The 16023-nt window shown below is 64.3% G+C and carries 10 protein-coding genes; 8 read left to right on the top strand and 2 right to left on the bottom strand.

The annotated features are described in order from the left end of the window. The first annotated feature begins 16 nt into the window (after nucleotides 1-16). From pimA to V1289_RS16610, 8 genes are all read left to right on the top strand, one after another. Nucleotides 17-1699 (top strand): dicarboxylate--CoA ligase PimA, encoded by a 1683-nt coding sequence (pimA, locus tag V1289_RS16645; protein ID WP_334397903.1) that lies wholly within the window; start codon nucleotides 17-19, stop codon nucleotides 1697-1699. Nucleotides 1700-1899: 200 nt separating this feature from the next. Next, the gene (gene pimC, locus V1289_RS16640; RefSeq protein WP_334397902.1) at nucleotides 1900-3090 is read left to right on the top strand and encodes a pimeloyl-CoA dehydrogenase large subunit; all 1191 of its coding nucleotides are present in this window, start codon (nucleotides 1900-1902) and stop codon (nucleotides 3088-3090) included. 174 nt (nucleotides 3091-3264) lie between these two features. Further along, nucleotides 3265-4407: a pimeloyl-CoA dehydrogenase small subunit gene (gene pimD, locus V1289_RS16635; RefSeq protein ID WP_334397901.1), complete on the top strand. Its 1143-nt coding sequence runs from the start codon at nucleotides 3265-3267 to the stop codon at nucleotides 4405-4407. 175 nt (nucleotides 4408-4582) lie between these two features. Further along, nucleotides 4583-5356 (top strand): SDR family NAD(P)-dependent oxidoreductase, encoded by a 774-nt coding sequence (locus V1289_RS16630; protein ID WP_334397900.1) that lies wholly within the window; start codon nucleotides 4583-4585, stop codon nucleotides 5354-5356. A gap of 246 nt (nucleotides 5357-5602) precedes the next feature. Then, a complete protein-coding gene (glpK, locus tag V1289_RS16625) occupies nucleotides 5603-7105 on the top strand; it encodes a glycerol kinase GlpK (RefSeq protein ID WP_334397899.1) in 1503 nt (500 codons plus the stop codon). 41 nt (nucleotides 7106-7146) lie between these two features. Continuing rightward, nucleotides 7147-9597 carry a penicillin acylase family protein gene (locus tag V1289_RS16620; protein WP_334397898.1) on the top strand — a complete coding sequence of 817 codons (2451 nt, stop codon included), beginning with the start codon at nucleotides 7147-7149 and terminating at the stop codon, nucleotides 9595-9597. A 19-nt stretch (nucleotides 9598-9616) separates the two neighbouring features. Then, entirely contained in the window at nucleotides 9617-9904 is a 288-nt protein-coding gene (locus tag V1289_RS16615) for a hypothetical protein (protein WP_334397897.1), read from the top strand. Between the two features lie 7 nt (nucleotides 9905-9911). Continuing rightward, on the top strand, nucleotides 9912-10538 hold the full coding sequence (locus V1289_RS16610; RefSeq protein WP_334397896.1) for a glutathione S-transferase family protein: 627 nt from the start codon (nucleotides 9912-9914) through the stop codon (nucleotides 10536-10538). Nucleotides 10539-11377: 839 nt separating this feature from the next. Here the strand turns inward: V1289_RS16610 and maiA are convergent. Beyond that, nucleotides 11378-12040: a maleylacetoacetate isomerase gene (gene maiA / locus V1289_RS16605; RefSeq protein ID WP_334397895.1), complete on the bottom strand. Its 663-nt coding sequence runs from the start codon at nucleotides 12038-12040 to the stop codon at nucleotides 11378-11380. A 121-nt stretch (nucleotides 12041-12161) separates the two neighbouring features. After that, nucleotides 12162-16019, bottom strand: a complete 3858-nt coding sequence (gene metH, locus V1289_RS16600) for a methionine synthase (RefSeq protein ID WP_334397894.1) — start codon at nucleotides 16017-16019, stop codon at nucleotides 12162-12164. Between the last annotated feature and the right edge of the window lie 4 nt (nucleotides 16020-16023).

The raw sequence follows: 16023 nt of genomic DNA, 5'->3' as shown, positions 1-16023 counted from the left end.
TTTCCTGAAAGCCCTCATGACCCATCCCGGCGAACAGTTTTATCCGCAAGGCGTTCATTGGGACGATGCGATCGCGCGCGGCACGTTGCCGGACCTGCTGTCGGAGGCGGCCGCCGCATACGGCGCGCGGCCGGCGATCGAATTCCGCGACCGGCCGATCAGCTACACCGAACTGGAAGCGCTGGTGGAGACCGCGGCCTCCGCCTTCCTCCGCGCCGGTTGCGGCAAGGACAAATCGGTCGCGCTGTTCCTCGGCAATTCGCCGGACCATCCCGTCAATTTCTTCGGCGCGCTGAAGGCCGGCGCCCGTATCGTGCATCTGTCGCCGCTCGACGGCGAGATCGCGCTGTCGCACAAGCTCTCCGACTCCGGCGCGCGCGTGCTGGTCACCTCCAACCTCTCGGCTTTGCTGCCGACCGCGCTGAAATTTCTCGACAAGGGCCTGCTCGATCGCCTGATCGTCTGCGAGGACGATCATTGGGGCAAGGTCGGGACGCCGCAGACGCCGCTGCCGAATAACCCCGCTGTTATCACTTACAGGCAATTCGTCGATGGCGCGGCAAAGCCCGCGCAATGGCCTGTTATCTCGGCCGACGACGTCGCACTGCTGCAATATACCGGCGGCACCACCGGGCTGCCGAAGGGCGCCATGCTCAGCCACGGCAATCTGACGTCGGCGGTGTCGGTCTATGACGTCTGGGGCAAGCCGGCGCGCGCCGAGCGCGACGCGATCGAGCGCGTGATCTGCGTGCTGCCGCTGTTTCATATCTTTGCGCTGACGGTGGTGCTGCTGTCGTCGATCCGGCGCGGCAATCTGATTTCGCTGCACCAGCGTTTTGATGTCGAAGCCGTGATGCGCGACATCGAGGTCAAGCGCGCCACCGCGTTCCCCGGCGTGCCGACGATGTGGATCGCGATCGCGGCACTGCCCGATCTCGACAAGCGCGACCTCTCCTCGCTGGTGAGTTGCGGCTCCGGCGGCGCGCCGCTGCCGGTCGAGGTGGCAAAAATCTTCGAGCGCAAGGTCGGCATGAAGCTGAACAGCGGCTGGGGCATGACCGAGACCTGCTCGCCCGGCACCGGCCATCCCAAGGAAGGCCCGGACAAGCCGGGCTCGATCGGGCTGATGTTGCCGGGCATCGAGATGGACGTGGTATCGCTGGAGGATCCGAAGCAATTGATGCCGGTCGGCGAAGTCGGCGAGATCCGGATTCGCGGGCCCAATGTGACCAAAGGCTACTGGAACCGGCCGAAGGAAACCGCGGAGGCCTTTGTCGGCGATCGCTTCCTGACCGGCGACATCGGCTACATGGATGCCGATGGCTATTTCTATCTGGTCGACCGCAAGAAGGACATGATCATCTCCGGCGGCTTCAACGTCTATCCGCAGATGATCGAGCAGGCGATCTATACCCATCCCGGCGTGCAGGAAGTGATCGTGATCGGCATCCCCGACGATTACCGCGGGGAAGCGGCAAAGGCCTTCATCAAGCTGCGCGCCGACGCCAAGCCGTTCACGCTGGACGAACTCAAGGCTTTTCTAACCGGCAAGCTCGGCAAGCACGAAATTCCCGCAGCACTCGATTTCGTCGAGGAACTGCCGCGCACCTCGGTCGGCAAGCTATCGCGCCACGAACTGCGCCAGCAGCAGCCGTCGTCGCAAGCCAAACAACAAGTCGCGTCGGGAGGGCGGTCATGACCACCCCCGTCGTCCTGGCCTTGAGCCGGGACCCATACCGCGTGATCTCGCGTTTGGGTGCTGTGGCAGATGCTTTTTACTACCCGCGAACGCCGGTGGTTATGGGTTCCGGCCCCAAGTGCGCAATTGCGCACAAGGCCGGGACGACGACGTAAGATTTTGCGTAACCTACGAATGTAATTCGCTCACAGGAGGATCCGATGGATCTCGCTTTCAGCAGGGAAGAAATGGCGTTTCGTGAGGAGGTGCGGGCCTTCTTCAGGGATAACGTGCCGCCGGAGACACGGCGCAAACTGGTCGAGGGCCGTCATCTGTCCAAGGACGAGATGGTCGCCTGGTGGCGCATCCTGAACAAGAAGGGCTGGGGCGTCAGCCACTGGCCGAAGGAATATGGCGGCACCGGCTGGACCTCGGTGCAGCATTACATCTTCAACGAAGAACTGCAGATGCACCCCGCGCCCGCGCCGCTCGCCTTCGGCGTCAGCATGGTCGGTCCGGTCATCTACACCTTCGGCAACGAGACCCAGAAGAAGCAATATCTGCCGCGCATCGCCAATGTCGACGACTGGTGGTGCCAGGGCTTCTCCGAGCCGGGCTCGGGATCGGACCTCGCTTCGCTGAAGACCAAGGCCGAGCGCAAGGGCGACAAATACATCATCAACGGCCAGAAGACCTGGACCACGCTGGCGCAGCACGCCGACATGATCTTCTGCCTGTGCCGCACCGACACCAATGCCAAGAAGCAGATGGGCATCTCCTTCATCGTGTTCGACATGAAGTCGAAGGGCGTCACGGTGCGCCCGATCCAGACCATCGACGGCGGCCATGAGGTCAACGAGGTGTTCTTCGACGACGTCGAGGTGCCCGTTGAGAACCTGATCGGCGAGGAGAACAAGGGCTGGGATTACGCAAAATTCCTGCTCGGCAATGAGCGCACCGGCATCGCCCGCGTCGGCGTTTCCAAGGAGCGGCTGCGCCGCATCAAGGACCTCGCGTCCAAGGTCGAGTCCGGCGGCAAGCCGGTGCTCGAGGACCAGGGTTTTCGCGAAAAGCTCGCCGCGGTCGAGATCGAGCTCAAGGCGCTCGAACTGACGCAGCTCCGCGTCGTCGCCGACGAGAACAAGCACGGCAAGGGCAAGCCCAATCCGGCGTCCTCGGTGCTGAAGATCAAGGGTTCGGAAATCCAGCAGACCACCACCGAACTTCTGATGGAAGTGATCGGCCCGTTCGCCGCGCCCTATGACGAGCATGGCGACGACGGCTCCAACGAGACCATGGACTGGACCGCCCAGATCGCGCCGAGCTACTTCAACAACCGCAAGGTCTCGATCTACGGCGGCTCCAACGAGATCCAGCGCAACATCATCACCAAGGCGGTGCTGGGGTTGTAAGAGGCGCAACACAACAGGTCGTCGTCCCCCGCGAAGGCGGGGGACCCAGTACGCCGCGGCGGTCGTGATCAACGATGGCCGCCGGCGATTACTGGATCCCCGCCTTCGCGGGGATGACAATGGAAAGCTCGGCAACAGCGTTGCCCGCGTTGAATTTTGGAGAAAGAAAAGAACATGGATTTTGATTTGTCCGAGGAGCAGCGGCTTCTCAAGGAAAGCGTCGACGGCCTGTTGAACGATTCCTACGATTTCGACCACCGCAAGAAATACATGGCGGAGAAGGGCGGCTGGAGCAAAGCCGTCTGGGGCAAGCTCGCCGAGCAGGGCCTGCTCGGCCTGCCGTTCTCGGAAGACGACGGCGGCTTCGGTGCCGGCGCGGTCGAGACCATGATCGTGATGGAAGCGCTCGGCAAGGCGATGGTGCTGGAGCCGTATCTCCCCACGGTGGTGATCGCCGGCGGCTTCCTGCGCCATGGCGGCTCGGCCGAACAGAAGGCCGCGCACATTCCCGGCATCATCGACGGCAGCAAGACCTTCGCCTTCGCGCAGTTGGAGAAGAACTCGCGCTACGATCTCCATGACGTCGTGACCACGGCCAAGAAGAAAGGGTCGGGTTGGGTGATCGACGGCGAAAAGTTCGTCGTGCTCAACGGCGAGAACGCCGACACCTTGATCGTGACCGCGCGCACCAAGGGCAGCCAGCGCGACAAGGCCGGGATCGGCGTGTTCCTGGTCCTCGCGAATGCCAAGGGCGTCACCCGCAAAGGTTATCCGACCCAGGACGGCCTGCACGCGGCCGACATCACGCTGACCGGCGTCGAGGTCGACGGCAGTGCCGCGATCGGGGATCCCGAGAATGGTCTCGCCCTGATCGAGCGCGTGGTCGATGAGGCCCGCACCGCGATGTGCGCGGAGGCGGTCGGCGCGATGGATGAATCGCTGAAGACCACCGTCGAATATCTGAAAACGCGAAAGCAGTTCGGCGTGCCGATCGGCAGTTTTCAGACCCTGCAGCACCGCGCCGCCGACATGTTCGTGGCCCTCGAACAGGCCCGCAGCATGTCGATGTTCGCGACCATGGCCGCTGACTTCGACAACGCCAGGGAACGTGCGACGGCGGTGGCGGCGGCGAAAGTGCAGATCGGCAAATCCGCAAAGTTCGTCGGCCAGCAGTCGATCCAGCTCCATGGCGGCATCGGCATGACGCAAGAGGCCAAGATCGGCCACTACTTCAAGCGCCTGACCATGATCGAAAACACCTTTGGCGACACCGACTACCATCTCCGCCGCGTCACGGATGGTGGGGGATTGGTGTAGGAACTCAGTCGTCATTCCGGGTTCGATGCTTTGCATCGCCCCGGAATGACGAACTCAATTTCCGTCATTGCGAGCGCAGCGAAGCAATCCATCAAGCGGCAAAGCAAGTGCGGGTTGCTTCGTCGCTTACGCTCCTCGCAATGACGAGCGCGAACAATTCAGGGAGGTAACAACAATGAAAAACACCCCGTTCGATCTTACAGGCACCGTCGCCGTCATCACCGGTTCGAGCCGCGGCATTGGCCGCTCTTCGGCCGAGTTGCTGGCAAAGCTCGGCGCCAAGGTGGTGATCTCCAGCCGCAAGGCCGACGCCTGCAAGGAGGTTGCCGACGGCATCAACAAGTCCGGCGGCGACGCCCACGTCATCCCCTGCAACATCTCGCGCCGCGACGAAGTCGAGGCGCTGATCTCGGGCGCGACCAAGCACTACGGCAAGGTCGACATCCTCGTCTGCAACGCCGCCGTGAATCCGTATTACGGCCCGCTGCTCGACATCAAGGACGAGGCCTTCGACAAGATCATGGGCTCCAACGTCAAGAGCAATATCTGGCTGTGCTCGCACGCGATCCCGCAAATGGCCGCGCGCGGCAAGGGCTCGGTGGTGATCGTGTCCTCGATCGGCGGGCTGCGCGGCTCGACCGTGATCGGCGCCTACGGGATTTCCAAGGCGGCGGATTTCTCGCTGTGCCGCAGCCTCGCCGGCGAATGGGGCCCGAAGGGCGTGCGCGTCAATTGCGTGGCGCCGGGCCTCGTCAAGACCGATTTCGCCCGCGCGCTGTGGGAAGACGAGGCGCGGCTGAAGCACCGCACCGCCACCACGCCGCTGCGCCGGATCGGCGAGCCCGACGAGATCGCCGGCGCGGTGGCCTATCTCGCCTCCGACGCCTCGACCTTCATGACCGGCCAGACCATCGTGGTCGATGGCGGGGTCACGACGGCTTCGGCGTAATATTCCCTCTCCCGCTTGCGGGAGAGGGTGCCGAGCGAAGCGAGGCGGGTGGGGGACTCTCCGCGAGTCCCGCTGCTGAACGTGCCCTGCGATCTTCTCTAACACCTCCCTCGCGGCTGCCCCCACCCCAGCCCTCCCCCGCAAGCGGGAGAGGGAGCGCATCGTGCTTGTGGCACGCCCCATATTGACCTTCCCCTCCCAATCCGCTTGCCTTGCCCAAATCAATCCTTCCGGGAAGCAACGCCAATGTCCTTTGTGCTGGCCATCGATCAGGGCACCACATCCTCGCGCGCCATCGTATTCCGCAGCGACATTTCCATCGCCGCATCGGCGCAAGCTGAATTCCCTCAGCATTTTCCGGCCTCGGGTTGGGTCGAGCACGAGCCGGAGGACATCTGGACCTCCACCGTTGCGGTCTGCCGCGAGGCGATGAAGAAGGCGGACCTCACCGCAAAAGACATCGCCGCGATCGGCATCACCAACCAGCGCGAGACCACGGTGGTATGGGACCGCGCCACCGGCCAGGCCGTGCACCGCGCCATCGTCTGGCAGGACCGCCGCACCGCCGATATCTGCACCCGGCTGAAGGCCGAAGGCCATGAGCCCACAATTTCGGCCAAGACCGGCCTGATCATCGACCCCTATTTCTCCGGCACCAAAGTCGCGTGGATCCTCGACCACGTTCCCGGCGCGCGCGAACGCGCCGATCGCGGCGAACTGATGTTCGGCACCGTCGATTGCTATCTCTTGTGGCGGCTGACCGGCGGCAAGGTGCACGCGACCGACGCCACCAACGCCTCGCGCACGCTGCTGTTCAACATCCATACCGGCGCGTGGGACGACGAGTTGCTGAAGATCCTGCGCGTGCCGCGCTCGATGCTCCCGGAGGTGAAGGATTCGTCCGCCGATTTCGGCGACAGCGCGCCGGAATTGTTCGGCGGCAGCATCATGATCTCAGGCATCGCCGGCGACCAGCAGGCCGCGACCATCGGCCAGGCCTGTTTCGAGCCCGGCATGATGAAGTCGACCTACGGCACCGGCTGCTTTGCGCTGCTCAACACCGGCAGCACGCCGGTGAAATCGAAAAACAAGCTGCTGACCACGATCGCCTATCAGCTCGGGGGCAAACGGACCTACGCGCTGGAAGGCTCGATCTTCGTCGCTGGAAGCGCGGTGCAATGGCTGCGCGACGGGCTCGGCATCATCAAGCAGGCCGCCGAGACCGGCCCGCTCGCCGACAAATCCGATTCCATGCAGAGCGTCTATCTGGTTCCGGCCTTCGTCGGCCTCGGCGCGCCCTACTGGAATCCGCGGGTGCGCGGCGCGCTGTTCGGCCTCACCCGAAACACCGGCCCCGCCGAGCTCGCCCATGCCGCGCTGGAAAGCGTGTGCTACCAGACTTTTGACTTATGGGCCGCGATGCGCGCCGACTGGCCCGACGCCAAGGCCGCCACCATCGTGCTGCGTGTCGATGGCGGCATGGCGGCGTCGGACTGGACCATGCAGCGCCTTGCCGATTTGCTCGACGCGCCGGTCGACCGCCCGATGATCCAGGAGACCACCGCGCTCGGCGCGGCCTATCTCGCCGGGCTGCAGGCCGGCGTCTATCCCGAGCCCGCAAAGTTCGCTGACAATTGGCGGCTGCAGCACCGCTTCAAGCCGGCGATGAGCCAGGCGACAAGGGAGCGGAAGCTCGCCGGCTGGGCGCGCGCGGTGAAGGGCGTGCTGGCGAGCGACGAGGGGGAGTGATGCGTTGATCTGCTAGGCCGCGACCAGGGAGCAAGAAGAAAATGAAGATCAAGGGTTTCAACCGCGCCATTCGACTGCTGCTTGGCTCCGCAGTGTTTGTTTCACTCACCGCCTCCGGCGTCGTTGCCCGCGAGAAGGAGAATGCTTTATCCGCCGCGCGCCAGACCAGCACCGATGTCGCCGGGTTGCAGGCGCCGGGGCAAATCCTGGTCGATGTCTGGGGCATCCCGCACATCTATGCCGGCAACGAGCACGACCTGTTTTTCCTGCAGGGCTTTAACGCGGCGCGCGACCGGCTGTGGCAGATCGACCTCTGGCGCAAGCGCGGGCTCGGACTGCTGGCGAAGGATTTCGGCCCTGCCTATGCCGAGCAGGACAAGGCGCTGCGGCTGTTTCTCTACCGCGGCGACATGAAGGCGGAGTGGGCGGCGTATGGCCCCAAGGCCAAAACCTTCGCGGAAGCCTTCGTCGCGGGCGTCAACGCCTATGTCGGCGATGTGCAGGCCGGACGGCGGCCGCGCCCGATCGAGTTCAAGATCGCCGGCACCATGCCGGATCTGTGGTCGGCGGACGACGTGGTCCGGATTCGCAGCCACGGACTGACGCGAAACGTCGCCTCCGAGGTCAAGCGCTCGCTGGTCGCCTGCGCGGCCGGGCTCGAGGCGGATCGCCTGCGGGTCAAGCTCGAACCATCATGGACGACGAAGATTCCCGAAGGGCTTGATCCCTGCAGCGTGCCCAAGGCGGTGCTGGCGTCTTACGACCTCGCCACCCGGCCGGTGCGCTTTGCTTTGGCCAAGGACCAGAAGGCGGAACTGGCGCACGATCCCGATGTGTATCTCGCAGAAGCCGACCAGCAGCGCGACACCATCGGCTCCAACAATTGGGTGGTCGCCCCGGCGCGGACCGCGACCGGCCGCGCGATCCTCGCCAACGATCCGCACCGCGGGCACAGCGTGCCGTCGCTGCGCTACATCGTCGGGCTCAACGCGCCCGGCCTGTCGGTGATCGGCGCCGGCGAACCGGCGCTTCCCGGGATATCGATCGGCCACAACGACACCATCGCGTTCGGCCTGACCATCTTCAACGTGGATCAGGAAGACCTCTACGTCTACGAGCTCAATCCCGCCAACCCGAACCAGTATCGCTATCGTGACGGCTGGGAAGACATGCGCATCGTCCACGAGAAGGAGCAGGTGAAGGGCGAGGGCGATCACGACCTCGAGCTGAAGTTTACCCGCCACGGCCCCGTCATTTATGTCGACGAGGCCAACAAGCGCGCCTTCGCCGTGCGCTCGATCTGGTTCGAGCCCGGCACCTCGGCCTATTTCGGCTCGTCCGACTACATGACCGCAAAGGACTGGAACGGCTTCCTCACCGCGATGCGGCGCTGGGGCGCGCCGTCGGAGAACCAGGTCTATGCCGACACCAAAGGCAACATCGGCTGGGTCGCCGCCGGCAAGACGCCGCGTCGCGTCAATTTTGACGGCCTGATGCCGGTGCCCGGCGACGGCCGTTACGAGTGGCAGGGCTTTCTCTCGCTCGACGAACTGCCGAAGGTCTATCAGCCGAAGCAGGGCTGGTTCGCGACCGCCAACCAGATGAACCTGCCGGACGATTATCCCGTCGCCGAGCGCAAGGTCGGCTTCGAATGGGCCGACAGCGCGCGCTGGCAGCGCATCGCCGAGGTGCTGCAGGCCAACAGGAAGATGACGCTGGCCGACGCGATGGATCTGCAGAACGACGACACCTCGATGCTGGCGCGGCGGCTGGTCGCGCTGCTGAAGCCGCTCTCTTCCGACGACGCCAATGTCAAAAAGGGCCTTGAGCTGCTGAAGGCGTGGGACGCGCGCGATAGCGCCGACAGCGCCGCCGCCGCATTGTTCGAGGTCTGGATCGCCAATCACCTCGGCGCCGAGTTGCTGAAGACCGCGGCGCCCAAGGCCGCCAATCTGATCGCGCCGGAGGCGTCCGGCATTCCGGCGATGGTTGCATTCCTTGAAGTGCCGGATCCTCGGCTCCTGGACGAGCCCGCAGCCGCGCGCGATCGCATTCTCCGCGACAGTCTGGGCAGCGCAGTCGCCGAGGTCGTGGACAGACTTGGCGAGGATTCCACCACCTGGCGCTGGGACCGGTTGCACGTCGCCAAGTTCGATCACGCGCTGATGCCGCTGGCGGACAAGGCCACGGCGTCGCAGCTTTCGGTGGGACCATTGGCGTTGGGCGGCGCGGGCAATGTGCCGCACGCGGCCACCTATCGGCGTTCCGATTACCGGTTGATCAGCGGCGCCTCGTTCCGCATGGTGCTCGATGTCGGCGGCTGGGACGCCAGCCGCACCATCAACACCCCCGGTCAATCCGGCGATCCCTTCAGCGGCCATTACCGCGATCTCGCGCCGTTGTGGGCAACGGGGCAATACGTGCCGCTGCTGTACAGCCGCGCGGCGGTTGAGGCGGCGACGGCGGAGGCGATTACGCTGACGCCAAGGTGAGGGGGGAGGTGGAGTCTCGATGACTGGACAGAATCAAAAGCTTAAACTCGAGCTGAATCCCAATCGGCTGTCCGGAATTATTGGTTCGGCAGTTATCGCCAGTACCGAAATCGTCAATCTCCATTTCAGAGCGCTTGCTGTCGACTGGGGGCCTGCAGAGGAGGCATCGGGCGTAGTTTATAAGTTCAACGCTCCGGAGTTGAACGCTGAACAACGTCGTTCGATGCACGAAAACTGGATTCTTGCAAAGGCATTTCAGGATCTATTACGCGCCGTCAAGCCCGGCCATGACGAGCGGAGAGAATAAAACCCCAATGTTCCTCATCGGCCAATACGACTCCCCCTTCGTCCGCCGTGTCGCGATTGCGCTGCGGCTTTATGGGCTGCCGTTCGAGCACCGGCCGTGGTCGACCTTCGGCGAGGCCGATAAGATCGCGCCGTTCAATCCGTTGCGGCGGGTGCCGACGCTGGTGCTGGAGGGCGGCGAGGTGCTGATCGAGAGTACGGCGATCCTGGATTATCTCGATGAGTTGGTCGGGCCGGCGAAGGCGATGATTGCGGCGCGCGGCGAAGCGCGGCGGCATGCGTTGAAGATCTGCGCGCTGGGAAGCGGGCTCGCCGACAAGGCGGTCAGCCTGATCTACGAGCGCGTGCTGCGCAAGGATCAGCTCAAGCTGTGGGTCGAGCGCTGCGAGGCGCAGATATCGGGCGTGCTGGAGGTGCTGGAAAAGGAGCGCGCGGGCGTTGCCACGCCCTACTGGTTCGGCGAACGCATCGGCCATGCCGACATCATGGTAGCCTGCGCGCTGCGCTTCACCGGCGAGGGGCATCCTGCGCTGTTCGACGCGCGCTATCCGGCGCTGCAGGCGCACGCCGCGCGCTGCGAGGCGCTGCCGCCGTTTCAGGAGATCGTGCAGAGGCTCGACCCGCCGAAGGGGTGAGCTTTTATCGCTGCGGATTCCGCTGCACCTCTCCCGCTTGCGGGGGAGGTCGACGCGCTCGCAGAGCGCGGCGGGTGGGGGAAGGTCTATCCACTCGGTGGTCTCGTCGTGGGGAGAGACCCCCACCCCAACCCTCCCCCGCAAGCGGGAGAGGGGGCGCAAGAGCCGAAAGATGGCGCGCCTAATTTGCCCGACGGGCAAATCAAAAAAAACCTGTCCAGCCCTCACAGAAAAAATATTCCGCTTTCGCCGTCGGGCAAATCAGTGGTTTGACTCCGCGCGTCTCACCCAAGAAGAGGGGCGGCTCGCGATCGTCACGAAACGCGCGGTGGGATGCGGTGGACGTGAAGGCTGCGACTGACGAGCGCGGCCGACGCGGACGGCGAAGTCGTGTGGTTCTGACGCCCCGATGCTGGCGTCAAGTTGGCGGTTGCGCATCGATCCAAATGGATCGAGCGCGGTATCCCGCCGATGACGGTGGCAAACAAGCCGGTCACCGGGGAGAGCGCGCTATAAGCCGTAAACCATTGCGCAGGGAAGGCCGGATGCCTCCGCTGAACCTGTATGCTCGTGTGCGTATTTTTGTGCAGTTTTGCACACGAGACCGCGGGTGCAGCGCGCACCCGGTCTTCCCTGCGCCCTCTGTGTTTCACGAGGGAGCGAAGTTGACGCAAAGCTCGGGCGGATCGCGCCGCGAGAATGCGAGCGCGTATCTGCTCTTTGAAATTTGAATCAGAACTCACCACGTCATTGCGAGGAGCGCTTGCGACGAAGCAATCCATTCTTTCTTTGCGTGGCGCGATGGATTGCTTCGCTCCGCTCGCAATGACGCGGAGGGATCATCCCTTCGGCCGCATCGCCTCCGGCGTGTCGGGCTGCGCCAGCGGATGTGCCGTCGCGAATTCCGGCATCGCCATGGATGTCTCGTAGATGCGTTTCACGGTCGGCCACGGCGCAAGATTGATCTGCAGCATGTCAGCCACGGTGGCGTGGCCGGCGAGGCAGATGTCGGCGAGCGAAGGCGTGTCGCCATGGCAGAAGCGGCCGGTATCCTTGTGGCCGGCAAGATGGCCTTCGAGTGCGGCCAGCGTCTCGACGGTCCAGTGCCGCCGCCACGCCGTCTGCTGGGTGTCCCGCACATTCAGTTCGTGATCGAGATAGCGCCGCACCCGCGGCACCAGCAAAGGATGGCCCTCGCAGGCGACCATCAGCGCCAGCGCGCGCACCCGGGCGCGGCCGCGGGGATCGGCCGGCAGCAACGGCGGGGTCGGGTGGGTCTCCTCGAGATATTCGATGATCGCCAGCGACTGGAACAGTGTGGTGCCGTCATCTTCGATCAGCGCCGGCAGCGCCATCTGCGGATTGATCCGGCGAAACGCGTCGGCGTGATGCACGTCGGCATCGAGATCGACGAACACGACCTCGCTCGGCAGTTTTTTCAGGTTGAGCGCGATGCGGACCCGAAAGCTCGCCTGCGATCGCCAGAAGGAGAAGAATTTCATGGAGAGACACACTCCCTTGTCATTCGCGGGCGAAAGCGCGAAGCGCGTCTTCGCGTCAGGGACCCGCGCATCCATCGATCTTCATGAGATGGATCACCGGGTCAAGCCCGGTGATGACGACTTAGGCCCCTACGGCCTTTTTCCGCCAGGCCAGATGCACCGCGCAGGTGCAACCCGGTGGGTGCGAGGCGGTGTCGTTGGCGGGGACGGCCGTTGCGGCGGGCGCCAACGGCAGCGTCGCTTGCGGGCGGTCCTGGGAGGGGATGTAGTTCAGCACCGGCGCCAGCCAGCGTTCGGTCTCGGCCACCGTCATGCCCTTGCGCGCGGCATAGTCCTCGACCTGGTCGCGCTCGATCTTGCCGACGCCGAAATAGAAGCTTTCGGGATGGCTGAAATAGAGCCCGGAGACCGACGAGCCCGGCCACATCGCGTAGCTCTCGGTCAGCTTCACGCCCGCGGTGTTTTCGGCGTCGAGCAGAGCGAACAGCGTGGCCTTCTCGGTGTGATCGGGCTGCGCGGGATAGCCGGGCGCCGGGCGGATGCCGGCATATTGCTCGAGGATGAGCTGATCGGGCGAAAGTACCTCGTCCGGCGCGTAACCCCAGAATTCCCGGCGCACGCGCGCATGCATCCGCTCGGCAAAGGCCTCGGCGAGGCGATCGGCCAGTGCCTTGCACAGGATCGAGGAGTAGTCGTCATTGGCGTTCTTGAAGCGGTCGGCGACCAAATCCTCGCCGATCCCGGCCGTCACCACGAAGGCGCCGATATAGTCCGGCACGCCCGACGATACCGGCGCGATGAAATCCGACAGCGCGGCGTTGAAACGGCCTTCGCGCTTCTCCAGCTGCTGGCGCAGGGTGTGGAAGGTCGCGATCTCTTGCTTGCGGGCATCGTCGGCGTAGACAGCAATATCGTCGCCGTCGGCATTGGCCGGCCAGAAGCCGATGGTGGCGCGCGCCGTGAACCATTTCTCCTGGACGATGCGGTCGAGCATCTTGCGGGCGTCGTCATAGAGCGAGCGGGCGACTTCGCCGATCTTGGGATCGTCGAGGATCGCGGGATAGCGCCCGGTCAGTTCCCAGGTCTGGAAGAACGGCGTCCAGTCGATGTATTCGGCGAGCTCCGCGAGGTCGTAGGCGTCAAAGCTCTTGATGCCCAAAAACGCCGGCTTCTTCGGCGGCGTCTTGGCGAAGTCGATCGTCACCGCATTGGCACGGGCGGCGGCGAGCTTCAGCCGCTTCTTGTCGGCCTGGGCGCGGAAATGCGCCGCGGAGATTTTGGCGTATTCGGTGCGCATGTCGGCGGCAAAGGCCACGCGCCGGTCGGGCGACAGCAGCGACGAGGCGACGCCGACGGCGCGGCTGGCGTCGTTGACATGCACCACCGGCCCGCCCTTGTAATTCGGGTCGATCTTCACGGCGGTATGAACCCGGCTGGTGGTGGCGCCGCCGATCAGCAGCGGCATCTTCATGCCCTGCCGTTCCATTTCGCCGGCGAGGAAGCTCATTTCGTCCAGCGACGGCGTGATCAGGCCGGACAGGCCGATGATGTCGGCGCCCTCGGCCTTGGCGGTTTCGATGATCCTGGCGGCGGGCACCATGACGCCGAGGTCGATGACCTCAAAGTTGTTACATTGCAGCACGATGCCGACGATGTTCTTGCCGATGTCGTGGACGTCGCCCTTGACGGTCGCGAGCACGATCTTGCCGGCGGCGTGGCGGCCGTCGCCAACGATGCCGTTGGCGAGGTTGCGCGCCTTTTCCTCTTCCATGAACGGCATCAGGTACGCGACCGCCTGCTTCATCACGCGGGCGGATTTCACCACCTGCGGCAAAAACATTTTGCCGTCGCCGAAGAGATCGCCGACGATGTTCATGCCCGCCATCAGCGGGCCTTCGATCACGTTGAGCGGACGCTCCACGGTTTTGCGCGCGGCTTCGGTGTCTTCCTCGATGTATTCGGTGATGCCGTGCACCAGTGCGTGCGACAGCCGTTTCTCGACCGGCCATTCGCGCCAGGCCAGATCCTGCTCTTTTGTCTGCTTCTCCTTGCCGCGGAACTTTTCCGCGAGCTGCAGCAATTTTTCGGACGCGCCGGGGTCGCGGTTGAGGATGACGTCCTCGCACACCTGGCGCAATTCGGGATCGATGTCGTCATAGACGATCATCTGCCCGGCATTGACGATGCCCATGTCCATGCCGGCATGAATCGCATGATACAGAAACACCGAATGCATCGCCTCGCGCACCGGCTCATTGCCGCGGAACGAGAACGACAGGTTGGAGACGCCGCCGGAAATATGCGCATGCGGCAGGTTTTTGCGGATCCAGCGCGTCGCCTCGATGAAATCGACGCCGTAATTGTTGTGCTCCTCGAGCCCGGTGGCGATCGCGAAAATATTGGGATCGAAGATGATGTCTTCGGGCGGGAAGTTCAGCCGGTTGACCAGGATGTCGTAGGCGCGCTTGCAGATCTCGGTCTTGCGCGCGAACGTGTCGGCCTGTCCGGCCTCGTCGAACGCCATCACCACCACGGCGGCGCCGTGGCGCCGCGCGATGGTCGCCTCGTGGATGAACTTCTCCTCGCCTTCCTTCATCGAGATCGAGTTCACCACCGGCTTGCCCTGCACGCATTTCAGGCCGGCTTCGATCACGTGGAATTTCGAGGAATCGACCATCACGGGGACGCGGGCGATGTCGGGCTCGGCGGCGACGAGGTTGAGGAACGTCACCATCGCGGCCTCGGAATCCAGCAGGCCCTCGTCCATGTTGACGTCGATGATCTGGGCGCCGTTCTCGACCTGGTCGCGCGCCACCTGCAACGCGGCGGTATAATCGCCCGCGGTGATCAATTTACGGAATCGCGCCGAGCCGGTGACGTTGGTGCGCTCGCCGACATTGACGAACGGGATCGCCGGCGTCAGTTCGAACGGCTCCAGGCCCGAGAGCCGCAGACGCGGCTCGATCACGGGAACGGCGCGCGGCTTGTGCGGCGCCACGGCGGCGGCAATCGCGGCGATATGGTCCGGCGTGGTGCCGCAGCAGCCGCCGACGATGTTGACGAGGCCGGCTTGCGCGAATTCGCCGATCAGCCGCGCCATATATTCCGGGGTCTCGTCATACTGGCCGAATTCATTGGGCAGGCCGGCATTCGGATAGGCGCATACCAGCGTATCGGCGACGCGGCCAATGTCCGCAATGTGGGCGCGCAGATCTTCCGCGCCGAGCGCGCAGTTGAAGCCGATGGTGATCGGTTTGGCGTGCCGCACCGAATTCCAGAACGCTTCCGGCAACTGGCCGGACAGCAGGCGGCCCGACTTGTCGGTGATGGTGCCCGAGATCATCACGGGCACGTCGATGCCGCGCGCCTCGGTGATTTCGGCGATGGCGTAGAGCGCGGCCTTGGCGTTGAGCGTATCGAAAATGGTCTCGACCAGCAGCATATCGGCGCCGCCGTCCAGGAGGCCGTTGATCTGCTCGCCATAGGCCTTGCGCAGGTCGTCGAAGGTGACGGCGCGATAGCCGGGGTTCGACACGTCAGGCGAGATCGAGGCGGTGCGGTTGGTCGGGCCCAGCGCGCCCGCGACAAAGCGCGGCTTGCCGTCCTCGGCGCTGATCCGCTCGGCGGCGGCACGCGCCAGTTTGGCGCCGTCAAGGTTGAGTTCATAGGCGAGGTCCGACATCTCGTAATCGGCCTGCGCGATCGAGGTCGAGGAGAAGGTGTTGGTGGCGACGATGTCGGCGCCGGCGCGCAGATAGGCGGCGTGGATGTTTCCAATCGCTTGCGGCTGGGTCAGGATCAAGAGATCGTTGTTGCCGCGGACGTCGCGGTGGAAATCCTTGAACCGTTCGCCGCGGAACGCGGCCTCGTCATATTGCAGGCCCTGGATCATGGTGCCCATGGCGCCGTCGAGCACCAGGATGCGTTCGCGGGCGGCCGCGAGCAGGGCAGTTCGCTTCGGAGAGACAGGCACGGTCATTGGA

It is taken from the genome of Bradyrhizobium sp. AZCC 2289 (assembly GCF_036924615.1).
Classification (GTDB): Bacteria; Pseudomonadota; Alphaproteobacteria; order Rhizobiales; family Xanthobacteraceae; genus Bradyrhizobium.
This window is presented reverse-complemented; position numbering and strand designations above follow the sequence as displayed.

Bases quoted from the DNA above. Each gene is read 5' to 3' on its own strand.
- pimD (WP_334397901.1), top strand. From the start codon at position 3,265: ATGGATTTTGATTTGTCCGAGGAGCAGCGGCTTCTCAAGGAAAGCGTC.
- pimA (WP_334397903.1), top strand. From the start codon at position 17: ATGACCCATCCCGGCGAACAGTTTTATCCGCAAGGCGTTCATTGGGAC.
- maiA (WP_334397895.1), bottom strand. From the start codon at position 12,040: ATGAAATTCTTCTCCTTCTGGCGATCGCAGGCGAGCTTTCGGGTCCGC.
- V1289_RS16615 (WP_334397897.1), top strand. From the start codon at position 9,617: ATGACTGGACAGAATCAAAAGCTTAAACTCGAGCTGAATCCCAATCGG.
- metH (WP_334397894.1), bottom strand. From the start codon at position 16,019: ATGACCGTGCCTGTCTCTCCGAAGCGAACTGCCCTGCTCGCGGCCGCC.
- V1289_RS16630 (WP_334397900.1), top strand. From the start codon at position 4,583: ATGAAAAACACCCCGTTCGATCTTACAGGCACCGTCGCCGTCATCACC.
- pimC (WP_334397902.1), top strand. From the start codon at position 1,900: ATGGATCTCGCTTTCAGCAGGGAAGAAATGGCGTTTCGTGAGGAGGTG.
- V1289_RS16620 (WP_334397898.1), top strand. From the start codon at position 7,147: ATGAAGATCAAGGGTTTCAACCGCGCCATTCGACTGCTGCTTGGCTCC.
- glpK (WP_334397899.1), top strand. From the start codon at position 5,603: ATGTCCTTTGTGCTGGCCATCGATCAGGGCACCACATCCTCGCGCGCC.
- V1289_RS16610 (WP_334397896.1), top strand. From the start codon at position 9,912: ATGTTCCTCATCGGCCAATACGACTCCCCCTTCGTCCGCCGTGTCGCG.